13 protein-coding genes and 1 tRNA gene are annotated in these 12,882 nt (G+C 72.8%); 12 read left to right on the top strand and 2 right to left on the bottom strand.

Features of this window, described 5'->3' with window-relative positions; all coding sequences use genetic code 11:
• The first annotated feature begins 86 nt into the window (after nt 1-86).
• The 12 genes from OM98_RS14755 (at nt 87) to OM98_RS04955 (ending at nt 10,632) form a co-directional block, all read left to right on the top strand.
• Nucleotides 87-1,283 (top strand): sugar transferase, encoded by a 1,197-nt coding sequence (locus tag OM98_RS14755; protein WP_010533471.1) that lies wholly within the window; start codon nt 87-89, stop codon nt 1,281-1,283.
• On the top strand, nt 1,280-2,413 hold the full coding sequence (locus OM98_RS14760) for a glycosyltransferase family 4 protein (RefSeq protein WP_010533472.1): 1,134 nt from the start codon (nt 1,280-1,282) through the stop codon (nt 2,411-2,413). Before OM98_RS14755 ends, OM98_RS14760 begins: the two co-directional genes overlap by 4 nt.
• Entirely contained in the window at nt 2,410-3,561 is a 1,152-nt protein-coding gene (locus OM98_RS04915; protein ID WP_033194812.1) for a hypothetical protein, read from the top strand. Before OM98_RS14760 ends, OM98_RS04915 begins: the two co-directional genes overlap by 4 nt.
• The gene (locus OM98_RS04920; protein WP_010533474.1) at nt 3,558-4,814 is read left to right on the top strand and encodes a glycosyltransferase; all 1,257 of its coding nucleotides are present in this window, start codon (nt 3,558-3,560) and stop codon (nt 4,812-4,814) included. Before OM98_RS04915 ends, OM98_RS04920 begins: the two co-directional genes overlap by 4 nt.
• Nucleotides 4,811-5,425: a YveK family protein gene (locus OM98_RS04925; protein ID WP_010533475.1), complete on the top strand. Its 615-nt coding sequence runs from the start codon at nt 4,811-4,813 to the stop codon at nt 5,423-5,425. Before OM98_RS04920 ends, OM98_RS04925 begins: the two co-directional genes overlap by 4 nt.
• Nucleotides 5,422-6,606 carry a polysaccharide biosynthesis protein gene (locus tag OM98_RS04930; RefSeq protein WP_010533476.1) on the top strand — a complete coding sequence of 395 codons (1,185 nt, stop codon included), beginning with the start codon at nt 5,422-5,424 and terminating at the stop codon, nt 6,604-6,606. The genes OM98_RS04925 and OM98_RS04930 overlap by 4 nt, the downstream gene beginning before the upstream one ends.
• Before the next feature lie 7 nt (nt 6,607-6,613).
• The gene (locus OM98_RS04935) at nt 6,614-7,822 is read left to right on the top strand and encodes a DegT/DnrJ/EryC1/StrS family aminotransferase (RefSeq protein ID WP_010533477.1); all 1,209 of its coding nucleotides are present in this window, start codon (nt 6,614-6,616) and stop codon (nt 7,820-7,822) included.
• Nucleotides 7,819-8,523, top strand: coding sequence for a PIG-L deacetylase family protein (locus OM98_RS04940; protein WP_010533478.1), 705 nt, complete (start codon nt 7,819-7,821; stop codon nt 8,521-8,523). Before OM98_RS04935 ends, OM98_RS04940 begins: the two co-directional genes overlap by 4 nt.
• A gap of 88 nt (nt 8,524-8,611) precedes the next feature.
• Nucleotides 8,612-9,619: a glycosyltransferase family 2 protein gene (locus tag OM98_RS14765; RefSeq protein WP_010533479.1), complete on the top strand. Its 1,008-nt coding sequence runs from the start codon at nt 8,612-8,614 to the stop codon at nt 9,617-9,619.
• A 108-nt stretch (nt 9,620-9,727) separates the two neighbouring features.
• Nucleotides 9,728-9,982 (top strand): MerR family DNA-binding protein, encoded by a 255-nt coding sequence (locus OM98_RS15480; RefSeq protein ID WP_139017574.1) that lies wholly within the window; start codon nt 9,728-9,730, stop codon nt 9,980-9,982.
• Nucleotides 9,979-10,446 (top strand): TipAS antibiotic-recognition domain-containing protein, encoded by a 468-nt coding sequence (locus OM98_RS14485; RefSeq protein ID WP_010533481.1) that lies wholly within the window; start codon nt 9,979-9,981, stop codon nt 10,444-10,446. The genes OM98_RS15480 and OM98_RS14485 overlap by 4 nt, the downstream gene beginning before the upstream one ends.
• Nucleotides 10,447-10,544: 98 nt before the next feature.
• Nucleotides 10,545-10,632 (top strand) — tRNA-Ser (locus OM98_RS04955).
• A gap of 86 nt (nt 10,633-10,718) precedes the next feature.
• Here the strand turns inward: OM98_RS04955 and OM98_RS04960 are convergent.
• Together OM98_RS04960 and OM98_RS04965 are read right to left on the bottom strand one after the other, a co-directional pair.
• On the bottom strand, nt 10,719-10,994 hold the full coding sequence (locus tag OM98_RS04960) for an HPr family phosphocarrier protein (RefSeq protein WP_029362695.1): 276 nt from the start codon (nt 10,992-10,994) through the stop codon (nt 10,719-10,721).
• A gap of 116 nt (nt 10,995-11,110) precedes the next feature.
• Entirely contained in the window at nt 11,111-12,469 is a 1,359-nt protein-coding gene (locus OM98_RS04965; protein WP_010533483.1) for a M20/M25/M40 family metallo-hydrolase, read from the bottom strand.
• Between the last annotated feature and the right edge of the window lie 413 nt (nt 12,470-12,882).

Genomic DNA, 12,882 nt, shown 5'->3' on the forward strand with positions numbered 1-12,882 from the left:
TCGGCCCGGGCCCTGCCTTCCTTCCCTGATCCCCCGACGCGGCCGTGCCTCGTCGCCACGATGCTCCCTGCCCGAAAGGAGGGACCGTGTCCACCATCGCCCCAGATCTCACCGTCGACCCGGTCACCGAAGCGGCCTCCGCCCCGACCGTCGCCTCCGCCGCCCCGATCACGGCACGGACCCGACCGGGCCCTCCCCCTCGGATCGCGCCCGCCACCGGCCGGACCCTCCGAAGGGCGCTCGCCGCCCTTCCCGCCCTCCCGGTCGTGGCTCTCGCCGCCGGCGTCGCTCTGGCCCTGCTCGCGGGACGGACCGTTCCCCAGGGGCTGCTCTGGGTGCTGGTACTGCTGGCGGTCACCGTGCTCGCCACCGGCGCCGCCCGGCGGCGCCTCGCCGAAGCCCTGGTGCCGCCGCGGACGATCATCATCAGCCCCTCGGCCGAGGTCGGCCGGCACCACGGCGCCTCCCGCGCTCGGGTCCGCGGATTCGCTCCCGAGGTGCTGGCCGACGTGGACTTCGTGGCCAGCGCCGTGCGGCTGGACCTGCATCGGCTCGGTGCCGACCGGGTGGAGCTGCAGGCCGGGATCCCGGAGGACACCGTGCGCGCCCTGAACTGGGAGCTGCGCCGTGACGGCGTGGACCTCCTCGTCCACCAGGACGCCGATGCCGAGCGCCCCTCCCGTGCCCGTCTCCTCGTGACGGACCTGGGCCCCGGCCTGGTCCTGGCCTCACCGCGACCCGCCCCTCTCGTCCGTACGCTCAAGCGTGCAGCGGACGCGGCCGGCTCGGCGCTGCTGCTGCTCGTCCTCTCGCCGGTCCTGCTGGTCGTCGCCGCGCTGATCCGGCTCGACGACGGCGGGCCCGTGCTCTGCCGCCAGGAGCGCATCGGCCTGGACGGGGATCCGTTCCGGATCCTCACCTTCCGCTGTCGCGCCGCGGGCACCGAGACGCTCTCGAACCGACTCGGTCCCCGCCTGCACCGCAGTGGCCTCGACCGACTCCCGCAGCTGCTCAATGTTCTGCGGGGCTCGATGAGCCTGGTCGGCCCCCGGCCGCGGCGCCCCGAGGAGACGACCCCCCGGGAGACCCGGTTCTCCCACCTCTTCGGCGTGCGTCCCGGAATGACCGGCCCGTGGATGCTCAGCGCCGTCCGTCGCCCGAGCCCGGAGGACGCCCGCGATCGCGACGACTCCTACGTCGACACCTGGACCCCCTGGAAGGACCTGATGATCCTGCTGCGCAGCCTTCCTGCCGCGGCTACCGGAAAGGGGGCCCGGCGATGAAGGTCCTCCATCTCATCCATGGCACCGCTGTCGGCGGTGTCGAGACTGCGGCCGCTCACCTGCAGGCGACACTCCGCGGCTCCGCGCGACCGGTGGCGACCGAGGCCCCCGAGGAGCAGAAGGCGGAGGAGATCGACTACCGGGTGGCTGCCCTCGAAGCCTCGCCGCCCGAGGACGCGGCCCTGGAGGCCGATGTGGTGGGCAGCGGGGTCAACTCGCCGCGCTCGGCGGTGCGGATCCTCGCACTGATCCGACGCCATCGTCCGGACGTGCTGGTCACCTCCCTGTGGCGCTCGATGGCGCTCGGGTACCTGGCCCGCCTGGTGGGCTGGCGCGGCACCTGGGCGATCTGGGTGCACAACTCCCGCTTCACCAACCCCGTGGACCGCCTGGTGCACCGGTGGACCCTGCCCCGGGCCGACCTCATCCTGTGCGACTCGATCGCCGCGCGCGAGGAGCTCGTCGATCCGATGCTGTGCGACCTCGGGGCGGAGACTCCGACGGTCCTGGTCCGGCCCGATGCCCCTGCGCTGCTGAGCGGGCCCCGGGAGCGACCCGTCGCCGAGGAGCCTCTGCACCTGGTGAGCTGGGGCCGCATCGCCCCGCAGAAGCGACTCGATCGCGCCCTGGACCTGCTCGCCGAGCTCGACGCGAGACGTCCTGCCGGTGCCCGCCTCACCCTGGTGGGCCCCGACGGAGGCTCGCTCGGAGCCCTGCGCGAGGAGATCACGGCCCGGGGGCTCACCGATCGGGTCCGGATCTTCGGGACGATGGATCGCGAGGGACTGGCCGAGGTGGTCGCGACGTCGGACGTCTTCGTCCTCACCTCCGCCTTCGAGGGGTACGGGATGAGCGCCCATGAGGCCCTCGCCGCCGGCTTCGTCAGCGTTCTCTCGCCGGTCGGCGACCTGGCCGCCGACACCCATGACGGCCGGGACACCCTGCACTTCTGCGGGGACGCGGTCCGCGCCGTCGACCGTCTGCTGGCCCTGGAGGCGGACCCGGCGGCTTGGAGCGCCCTGGCCCGCCGTGCCCGTGAGGTGCGCACCACCTCCATGACCGGTGACTTCGTCCGGGCCTGCCGTTCGGCCCGGACCAGCGCCCCCGACCGGTCCCGGGTGGCCGCATGACGCCGGACGACATGACCGCGCTCTCCGGGCCGTCGCGCGGACGGAACGGGGAACGCCCCGCTCCGCGCGGTCTGCGGGGACGGGAGAACCAGCTCGTGCTGGTCCTGATCGCCGGGGTGTCCCTGATGGCGTCGCTCGTGGCCCGTGACTACCTGCCCAGCCAGTTCCTGCTCGACGACGGTCACCTGCAGCAGTCCATGGACCGGGGACACTGGGCCCCGGACGCCGCCTCCTTCCAGACCGTCGCGTCGGCCTACCGGGCCCTGGGGCTCGCGGACGCCGCACCGATCGCCGCCCTGATCGGCATGGCCCTGTTCGTCGTGGCGGTGATGGCCGCGGTGCGCTGGGACCGCATCCCGGAGCTCACCAGCTTCGACCTGCTGCTCGCGGGCGCCGTGTTCCTTCCCGGCCTCGCCTACCTCGCGCAGTACAACAAGGAGCTCGCCACGCTGCTCGTGGTGATCGTGGTGGTGCTCCTGCCCGTCGGCCGGACAGCCGCGAGGGTCGGCGGCGTCGAGGTCACGATCCTGGCGCTGCTCACGGCCTACGGCGCCGCCGTTCGCCCGTACTGGCTGATCATCGCCGCGCTCTACGCGGCCTGGAGGTGGCTGCTTCCCCGCACGTCGCATCCTCTCGCCCTGATCGGCCTGCCGGTCCTCGCCTATGCGGTGCTCCAGCCGGCCTTCCGGGCGGTCTTCGACCACGGACTGCAGGGCCAGCGCGACTGGGCCAACAACGAACGCGCCGGCGAGGTGGAGGTGAACTCCCTCATCACCTCGATCGCGCCCGAGGCCGCGGGGGCGCTCGGCGTCCTGGCCGCGCTGGGGATGGTCGCGCTGATGGTGATCCCGGTGGACCTGCTGTCCTCCGGCTCCCCGTTCCACGTCCTGAGCGGCCTGGCCTTCACCGTGATCTGGCTGGTCGTCCTGGTCCCGGTGGTCCGCGGCCGATTCGTCGAGCAGTCCGCCGGGCCGGACGCGCCGGATCGCACCGACCGGATACGCGGCACCCGGGCCGCGGCCCTGCTGCTGTCCTTCCTGATGGTGCAGGCCCTGTTCGAGCCCGACTACGGCTCCGCCCTGAAGCACCTGACCCCGATGCTGCCGCTGGTCCTCATGGTCCATCTGGCCCGAAGGAGGAACGTATGAGCACCACCACCCGTGCGCGGGAGTCCCGTGCCCTCGCCCCCGGCGATCCGGCATCGCGTCCGACCCGGATCCTGCACGTCACCGATGCCGCCTTCTCCGGCGTGCTCTCCGCGGTGAGCACGATCGCCCGCGCCCAGGGGGAGAGGGAGGACCTGGCCGTGGAGCTGGCCTACGTGCCCCGTCCGAGCTCCCCCTCGCCGCAGCAGATCCAGGAGATGGTCGGGTCGGCCGTGCGGGTCCGCCGTCTCGCCGCCAGCACCCGGTGGGCCATGCCCGCCCTCACCGTGGGACTGGCCTCGCTGCTGCTCCGCGACCGGCCCGATGTGCTGCAGCTGCATTCGTCCCGGACCGGGATGATCGGCCGGGCCCTCGCCCTGGTCACCGGCAATCGCGACCGCACCGTCTACTCCCCCCACTGCTTCGCCTTCGACCGCTCGGACCTGGGCAGGAGGTCCCGCCGGATGTTCCTCGCCCTCGAGCGCCTGGGCACCGTGATGGGTCCGCGCCTGGTGCTGGTCTCCGACACGGAGCAGACGTTGGCCCGGGCGAGCCTGCCGGGTGCCCGCACCGCGGTGCTGAGCAACCGCGTGGACGCCCGCGCGCTCGGTGAGATCGTCGCCGCCGCGGCTCCTCCCGCGGGGCCGGACCGACCGCTGCGGGTCGTCCACGTCGGGCGGATCGCCGCGCAGAAGCGCCCGGCCGACTTCGCGGCGATCGTCCGTGCCTGGGCGGACCCCGCCACCCGTCCCGCCGGCGCTCCCGAGATCCAGGCGAGGTGGCTCGGGGACGGCGACCGCGACCTGCTCGGTCCGGGCATCGAGGTCAGCGGATGGCTGGACCGCCAGCAGCTGCACGCGGAGTTGGCGCGCGCCGACCTGGTGCTGTTCACCACCGCGGGGGAGGGGCTGCCCGTCGCCGTCCTCGAGGCCCAGGCGCTCGGCATCCCCGTGCTCGCCCATGACGTCACCGGCATGGCGGACGTCGTCGTCGACGGCGTCACCGGGCGGCTGTGCCCGGATTCCGAGACCCTCGCCGCCGCCCTCGTCGAGCTCACCCTCGACCCGGATCTCCGTCACCGCTACGGCGCGGCCGCTCGGAACCACGTCCGGGCGCACTTCGACCTGCACGACCTCGCGGCGGATTCCCTCGCCGCGTACCAGCGGATCGGCGTCGATCTGCCGGCCCCCGCGCCCGAGCGGCCGGTCGGCAACGCCACCGCCCCAGGACCATCGACCGAAAGGGGTACCGCATGACCACGCAGCGACTCTGGGAGACGATCCGCACCAGGTGGTGGTGGCTTGCCGCCGGCCTGGTGGCCGGGCTCGCCCTGGGGGCACTCGCCCTCGTCGTCCTCCCGCAGACCTACCGCTCCGAGGCGGCCATCCTGGTGGAGGTCGCTCCCGCGGACGACGCCGGTTCGCTCGACGTGGCCACGTACGTCGATGAGCGCCTGCCCACCTACGTCGACCTGGGGTTCGGTGACGCCACGCTCGAGGACATGCGGACCGAGCTCGGTGAGGACCTCTCCCGTCAGCAGCTCGAGAGCCGGGTCACCTACGTGCCCACGGACGGCTCTCTCGTGATCGCGATCGAGGGGACGGGCTCCAGCGCAGAGAACGCCCAGGCCATGGCCGATGCCGGTGCCGTCGCGCTCGGCACCGCGATCAGCGACACCTCCACGGACACCGTGGAGGTCTCCACCGAGCCGGTGCAGTCCGCGACCCTGCCCTCCCGTCCGGAGACCCCTGATCCGCAGATCTTGTTGCCTGCCGGGGCGGTGCTCGGTCTGCTGGTCGCCTTCCTCGCCGCGCTGGTCAACGGGCCCCGGCACCGCGCGGTCGTCCGGAACGGGCACCGCTCATGATGGCCAACCTCTTCGGACGTCGACGGGAGGCCCAGACCGTCCCGACCTCGGGCCCGACCGTCACCTGGGGCATGGACATGCGCCTGCTCGCCCGGGAGCTCGCCGCCCTGAGCGGCTCCCTCCGTCCCGCGCCCGACCCCGGGGTCGCCGCGGAGCTGATCACCGGACGCCGGGTGCTCATCACCGGCGCCGGCGGATCCATCGGTTCCGAGCTCACCCGGCAGGTGCGCGGTCTCGCCCCCTCGCGGCTGCTGATGCTCGACCGCGACGAGTCCGCGCTGCAGGAGTTGCAGCTCGGTCTGGACGGCAGCGGCCTGCTGGACACCCCGGAGACCTTGCTGCGCGATATCCGGGACGCCGAGGGGGTGGACGAGGTGTTCGCCGAGTTCCGCCCCCAGGTGGTCCTCCACGCGGCCGCGCTCAAGCACCTGCCGCTGCTGCAGCGGTACCCGCGCGAGGCGTGGATGACGAACGTCCACGGGACCCGCAACGTGCTGGACTCCGCGGTGCGGTACGACGCCGAGCACGTCGTGAACGTCTCCACGGACAAGGCCGCCGACCCGCAGAACGTGCTGGGTCGGTCGAAGCGGCTGGCCGAGGCGCTGACCGCCCATGCAGCGGCCGAGACCGGGAGGCCCTACGTCTCGGTGCGCTTCGGCAACGTGCTCGGCTCCCGCGGCTCCGTCGTCCCGACCTTCGTGGACCAGGTGCGCCGTGGCGGCCCGCTCACCGTCACCCACCCCGAGGTCACCCGTTTCGTGATGACCATCCCCGAGGCGTGCTCGCTGGTTCTCACCGCTGCAGCCCTCGGGAACTCTGGGGAGACCCTCATCCTGGACATGGGGGCCCCGGTGCGGATGGTCGACATCGCCACCACCATCGCCGACCTCGCCGGGGTGTCCTGCCCCATCGTCTACACGGGGCTGCGACCGGGGGAGAAGCTGCACGAGGACCTCCACTCCGTCGGTGAGAGCGGCGATCGGACCGAGCACGCCGGCATCATGCGTGTGCACTGCCCGCCCCTGGACCCGGCCGCCCTGCCGGGGCCGGAGGACTGGGGTCGGTCCACCCGCGAGCTGCTGCTGGGTGAGGGGCCCCACGAGCTGCTCCCGGACGTCCTCGCGGAGCTCCCGATCAGCTCGTCCCCGGCGGTCGTCGGCGACGAACAGGCGGTGAACTGACGTGGTCATGCGCATCCCCCTGTCCGTGCCCACCGTCGGCGACCGCGAGAAGACCTACGTCGCCGAGGCCATCGAGGGCGGCTGGATCGCCCCCGTCGGCCCCGAGATCGGCGTCTTCGAGGCGGCGATCGCCCGCCGCGCCGGGCGTCAGCGCGCCGTGGCCGTCTCCAGCGGCACCGCGGCGCTGCACCTGATGCTGGTCACCGCCGGCATCGGCCCCGGTGACCGCGTGGCCTGCCCCACCCTCACCTTCGTCGCCTCCATCAACGCGATCACCCAGGCCGGGGCCACCCCGGTGCTGGTGGACTGCGACACCACCGGCAACCTCGACCCCGAGCTGCTGGCCGAGCTGATGGAGGAGCAGGAGAAGGCCGGCACCCCGATCACCGCGGTGCTGCCGGTGGACCTGTACGGCAAGATCGCCGACCACGCCCGCATCGCCGCGATCGCCGACCGGCACGGGGCGCAGGTGCTGGTCGACGCCGCCGAGTCGATGGGCTCCGTCCGCGAGGGCCGGCCCGCCGGCTCCCACGGCCGTGCGGCCGCCTTCTCCTTCAACGGCAACAAGATCGTCACCGCCTCCTCCGGCGGGGCGGTCGTCACCGACGACGAGGAGTTCGCGGACCGGGTGCTCCACCTGTCCACCCAGGCCCGCGAGCCCGTGCCGCACTACCTGCACCGCGAGCCGGGCTACAACTACCGGCTCTCGAACCTGCTGGCCGCCCTCGGGCGCGCGCAGATGGAGCAGCTCGACGGCTTCCTCGCCGCCCGCCGTGCCCATCGGCGCCGCTACCGCGAGCTGTGCGAGCGGGTGCCGGGGCTGCGGATCATGGGCGGGGACGACGCCGGCGACAACTGCTGGCTGACCGTCCTCGAGGTCGATCCGGACCTGCACGTGCACGGCACCAGCGAGGACCACGCCGGGCAGGACCTGGCCGGCGGCTCGCTCTCGGCGACCGTGGAGCGGCTGGGCCGTCTGCTGGCGGTGAAGGGCATCGAGACCCGCCGCCTGTTCACCCCGCTGCACACCCAGCCGATCTGCGCCGACCACGACAGGTATCCGCGTCTGGTGCGCGGCGTGGCCCAGCGCATGTTCGAGCACACCCTGGTGGTGCCCAGCTCCCCTGCCTCGAACCCGCGGCAGGTCCAGGAGGTCTGTCGGCACATCGAGGGGGCGCTGGCCCCGCGCAAGCGCCCCGCGGCGGTGTCCCGATGAGCCGCCGCGCCCTGGTCGTCGCCCCGCACCCGGACGACGAGGTGCTGGGTGCCGGCGCCACCATCGCCCGCCTCGCCGACGCCGGCTGGGAGGTCACCGTCGTGGCGGCCTGCGCCGACCTGCCGCCGCTGTACCCATCGGAGATCGCCCCGCAGGTGGAGGCCGAGGCCCGCGCCGCGCACGCCGTGCTCGGGGTGGCGGACTCCCGCTTCCTGGACCTGCCCTCGGTGGAGGTCTCCCGCGGCTCGGTGGCGGCGCTGAACGGCCCCCTGCAGCGGGTGATGGACGAGCTGGAGCCGCAGCTCGCCCTGATCCCCTTCCCGGACCGGCACGTCGACCACCGGGTCGTCTTCGACGCCTCGATGGTGGTCACCCGCCCCATCGGCTCCGGGGCAGCGCTGCAGATGGTGGCGATGTACGAGACGGTCTCGGAGACCTTCTGGAACGCGCCGGGGGCGGAGCCCGCCTTCGTGCCGAGCTGGACGGTCGACGCCACCGACACTCTCGAGCGCAAGGTCGAGGCCTTCGGCTGCTTCGCCAGTCAGCTGCAGGCCGATCCCGGCGCCCGATCCCTGCACGCCCTGCGGGCGCTCGCCGGGTTCCGGGGCTCCCAGGTGGGCCTGGCCCACGCCGAGTCCTTCCAGATCGTCCGGGCCACCGGCCTGGAGGGCCTGCTGAGCAGGGGAGGGATCGGGACCTGATGAGTGCGCGCAGTATCCGGCCCGGGAGGGCGGCCGGCACGAAGCCCTCCCTCCGGCCGGATCGGCGCGGCGAACGACGGGCGAGGACATGAGCACGATCCCCCGGGTGAGCGTGATCGTTCCCTGCTACGAGAACGGCACCGCCCTGACCAGGGCGCTCGGCTCCCTCCTCGCCCAGACCGTGGAAGACATCGAGATCATCGTGATCGACGACGGATCCGTGCACGACCCCGTGCACGACGTCCCCGTCGATCCACGAATCGTGGTGGAGCGGTTCCCCGTCTCTCGGGGCCACGCCACCGTGACCAACCACGGGATCACCCTGGCCAGAGCGCCCTGGGTGACCTTCGTGGACGCTGACGACGTCGTGGAGGCACGCTATGTGGAGCAGATGCTCGAGGCGGGAACCGGTGCTGGTGCCGATCTCGTGCTCACGCCGATCCTTGCGGTACGGGAGGGCCAGGAGCTGGGTCCATTACGGTTCCCTGCGCAGGAGGGGCTGAGCGGACCCCGGGAGACCTTCCTGCAGTGGGCGAGGGGCACGCTGGCGCTCGGCCAGCACGTGCTGCTGCGCGATCCGCTGCCGGAGGCCGAGCCCGGCTTCCCCTTCAGCGGCCAGGTGCTACCGCTGCGGCACCTGGTGCGCTCCCGGGTGGTGGTGAGCGTGCGCGAACCCCTGTACCGGGCCACGGTGCCCGGCCCCGCCACCCCCGACACCCTGCGGCCCACGGTCTGGGAGCTGACCCAGATGCCGCGGATCCTGTCCGGCACCGTCACCGCCCTGTTCGAGCCCGAGCAGGCGCGGGCGGTGCAGCAGGAGGTCGAGGCGCACGTGGTCACGCAGATGCTGCACCGGGCGGCCGCGGAGCCCCGGGACACCGTGCTGCGACGCGAGGTGTACGCCTGGTGCCGGGAACGGATGAGCCTGGGGGGCGTGGCGATGCTGCTGCGGCACGGCCAGACGGCGACCGCCGCCTCCTGGGGCCTCGCGCTGTTCAGCCGGCACCTGCACTCCGTGGCCTACCGCATCCACGACCACCGCAAGGAGGAGCGGGCCGCCCGCCTGCGAGGACGCCTCACCGCCCGGCCCGTCTGAGGGCCCCCGAGGGCGACGCGCGGACGGACCGCGCGCGACCTTGCGGTTGACGCCACGTCAGGCGCCATCCTGGACCGTGCCCGGCACGACACGAGACCAGGAGACCCGATGGCACCCGGAGACGACCCCACGGGTCCCCAACGGGAATGGTCGATGCCGGAATGGTCGATCCGGCAGCTCACCGCCGCGACCGGGACCACCAGCCGCACCCTGCGCCTGCAGCGCATCCTGCTGCTGCGGGAGCTCGGGATGGCGCAGGCGGAGATCCGGGAGGTGCTGGACGCCGAGCCCGCAGACCATGCCCGGCCCTGCGTGCCCACCTGCGCCGTCTCGAGGACGAGCGGGAGCGCCTGGCGCGGATGAGCCGGGCGGTCCGGGCGACCATCGACCGCCTCGAGCACCAGGAGGACATCATGACGTCGGCGATCTTCGACGGATTCGACCACACCGCCCACCGCGAGGAGACGGCCCGACGCTGGGGGAAGCAGGCCGAGCAGGCCTCCACCGCCTGGTGGGAGCGCCTCGACGAGCCCGACCGACGCCGCTTCCGGAGCGAGCTGCCCGCCATCGTGGCGGCGGTCGACGCCGCCACCGCGCAGGGCCGGCCCGCGGACTCCCCGGAGGTGTTGGAGGCGATCGCTCGTCTCCATCGCTGGGTCGCCGAGGCCTGGGGAGGCACCGCGCCCGGGGCCGAGGCCTTCCGCGGGCTCGGCGAGGTGTACGTCGCCGATCCCCGCTTCCGCGCCTCCTTCCGGTACGAGGGCCGGGACCTCGCCCCCGTGGTGCGGGAGGGGATGGAGGTCTATGCGCAGGAGCGGCTGACCTGATCCCGTCTGCTCCCCTGTGGCGGGTCGGACGTGACCCCGCTCGCCCCGCGGGTCCGCGCATTTGATGGGCTCGGGCGGCGCCGCGTAGGATGTTCGGCGGTAGCGTGTCCGAGCGGCCGAAGGTGCATCACTCGAAATGATGTGTACGGTAACCCCGTACCGCGGGTTCAAATCCCGCCGCTACCGCTCCTGACCTGGGGTTCCACCCCCGGATCGACGAAGGGCCCCGGCGAACGCCGGGGCCCTTCGTCGTGCCTGCTGCGGCGCGCGGCTCAGAGGTCCTCGTCGAGATTCTTCTCCAGCAGCGCCGCGAGCTCGTCGACGGCCGCCTCGGCGCCCTCACCCTCGGCCCGCAGGATCACCTCGTCGTCATGGTCCGCGCCGAGGGTGAGCAGCATGAGGATGCTCTTGGCGGGCACCGGCGCCCCCGCGCCGGGCTTCTCGATGCTCACCGCGATCGGCAGCTCGGAGGCAGCCTGGGAGAACACCGCGGCCGGGCGCGCGTGCAGCCCGCTGGTGCTCGCGATGCGCACTGTTCGTTCCGCCATCCGCCATGCCTTTCCTCGGTGGGACCCCCCAGCGTAGCCGGGGTGTCCGGGGACCGGAACGCCAGGTGTCCCGCGCGGGACGAAACGGACCAAGCGGTCGCCGGGATCGGGCGGTATCAGCTGGCGCGGAGCGTCCGCAGCAGCACCCGGGCGCCGAAGCGCACCGCGTCCACCGGCACCCGCTCGTCGACCCCGTGGAACAGCGGCGCGAAGTCGAGGTCCGTCGGCAGCTGCAGCGGCACGAAGCCGTAGCCGGTGATGCCGAGCTGGGAGAGCGGCTTGTTGTCGGTGCCGGCGCTCAGGCAGTAGGGGAGGACGTGGGCGCCCGGGTCCTCCGCCTCGATCGCCTCCCGCATCGCCTCGACCAGGGGACCGGTGCGGGGGGCGTCGGTGGAGACGCCGTGGTGCTCGATGATCACCTCGACGTGCTCCCCGGTGAGCTCGTCCAGCAGCGCCAGCAGCTCTTCGTCGTGGCCGGGCAGGAAGCGGCAGTCGATGCCGGCCTCCGCCACCTGCGGGATCACGTTCACCTTGTAGCCGGCCTCGAGCATGGTGAGGTTCGCCGAGTCCCGCAGGGTGCCCGCGACGAACTGCCGGGCCCCGCCCAGCAGCGGCAGGAAGGAGGCGAGGTCGTCCTCGTCCCAGCCGGTGCCGGTGATCTCGGTGACCCCGTCGAACAGGGCACGGACGCTCGCCACGATCTCCTGCGGGAACTCGTGGGCGTCGATCGCGGCGATCGCACGGGCCAGGCGCACGATCGCGTTCTCGTCGTTGGGCACCGAGCCATGCCCGGCCCGGCCGGTGGCCCGGAGCTTCCCCCAGGCCAGGCCCTTCTCGGCGGTCTGCAGCAGGTAGGCGCGGACGTCCTGGCCGCTGGCGGCCTCGGGCAGGGTGATCGAGTAGCCGCCGACCTCGCTGATCGCCTCGGTGTAGCCGGCGAACAGCTCCGGGTGGTGCTCCGCGAGCCATTTCGCACCCCAGACGGAGGCGTTCTCCTCGTCGGCGAAGAAGGCCACCAGCAGGTTCCGCGGCGGCCGCTGCCCGTTGCGGGCCAGGTGCCGCACCAGCGCCAGCATCATCCCCACCATGTCCTTCATGTCCACGGCGCCGCGACCGTAGATCATGCCGTCGCGGATCTCCCCGCCGAAGGGGTCCACCGACCAGTCCTCGGCGCGGGCCGGCACCACGTCCAGGTGGCCGTGCAGGATCAGCCCGCCGCGCTCCCGGTCCTCCCCGGGCAGGGTGACCAGCACGCTGACGCGGCCCGGGCCGGACTCATGGGTGCTCGGCGCCAGGCCCACCTCCTCGAGCCGCGCCACCACGTAGGCGGCGGCCTCCGCCTCGCCCTTCCCCCAGGTGGCCGGGTCGTTCCCCCCGAAGTTCGTGGTGTCGATGCGGATCAGCTCGCGGGTGAAGCGCACCGCCTCGTCCTGCAGCAGGGCCAGCTCTTCGGCGCTGGGCTCGGCGATCGGCACGGGGGACCTCCCGGGGTCGGGGACGACGCGGACGGCCCCCACGGTACGCGGGGGTGACCCCCGGGAGGGGCGGGTGGTCACCCCCGTAGCCCCTCCGGACCGCCACATCAATGATCGGAACAAAGATCGATGACCCTTCAGAAATCCATTCTTCAATCAGGAAAGGTGGGGGTGGTCGCTTGACACCGGTACCCGTCATCGCAATACTCTGAGCAGTATCACCGATTTCTCCTGCGCACCATTAGTGCCCCGACCGGAAGTAGGTAGTCCCTGGCGTCGAGACGTCCGAACGGCAACGTCTCGCGCCGCCTCCGGGTCCCACGAAAAGCGTCCCCACCATGGATATTGTGAATATCCCGGGTGTCGTCTGCGGTGGTTCCCCGATCCTCAGTCGGTTCTCGCAGTAGGTGCAG

Source organism: Brachybacterium squillarum M-6-3 (assembly GCF_000225825.1).
In the GTDB taxonomy this organism is placed as follows: Bacteria; Actinomycetota; Actinomycetes; order Actinomycetales; family Dermabacteraceae; genus Brachybacterium; species Brachybacterium squillarum.

Excerpts from the sequence above, each read along its gene's own strand:
- OM98_RS04960 (WP_029362695.1), bottom strand. The coding sequence starts at position 10,994 with ATGGCGGAACGAACAGTGCGCATCGCGAGCACCAGCGGGCTGCACGCG.
- OM98_RS04940 (WP_010533478.1), top strand. The coding sequence starts at position 7,819 with ATGAGCCGCCGCGCCCTGGTCGTCGCCCCGCACCCGGACGACGAGGTG.
- OM98_RS04930 (WP_010533476.1), top strand. The coding sequence starts at position 5,422 with ATGATGGCCAACCTCTTCGGACGTCGACGGGAGGCCCAGACCGTCCCG.
- OM98_RS15480 (WP_139017574.1), top strand. The coding sequence starts at position 9,728 with ATGGCACCCGGAGACGACCCCACGGGTCCCCAACGGGAATGGTCGATG.
- OM98_RS04920 (WP_010533474.1), top strand. The coding sequence starts at position 3,558 with ATGAGCACCACCACCCGTGCGCGGGAGTCCCGTGCCCTCGCCCCCGGC.
- OM98_RS14760 (WP_010533472.1), top strand. The coding sequence starts at position 1,280 with ATGAAGGTCCTCCATCTCATCCATGGCACCGCTGTCGGCGGTGTCGAG.
- OM98_RS14765 (WP_010533479.1), top strand. The coding sequence starts at position 8,612 with ATGAGCACGATCCCCCGGGTGAGCGTGATCGTTCCCTGCTACGAGAAC.
- OM98_RS04925 (WP_010533475.1), top strand. The coding sequence starts at position 4,811 with ATGACCACGCAGCGACTCTGGGAGACGATCCGCACCAGGTGGTGGTGG.
- OM98_RS14485 (WP_010533481.1), top strand. The coding sequence starts at position 9,979 with ATGAGCCGGGCGGTCCGGGCGACCATCGACCGCCTCGAGCACCAGGAG.
- OM98_RS04915 (WP_033194812.1), top strand. The coding sequence starts at position 2,410 with ATGACGCCGGACGACATGACCGCGCTCTCCGGGCCGTCGCGCGGACGG.
- OM98_RS04935 (WP_010533477.1), top strand. The coding sequence starts at position 6,614 with ATGCGCATCCCCCTGTCCGTGCCCACCGTCGGCGACCGCGAGAAGACC.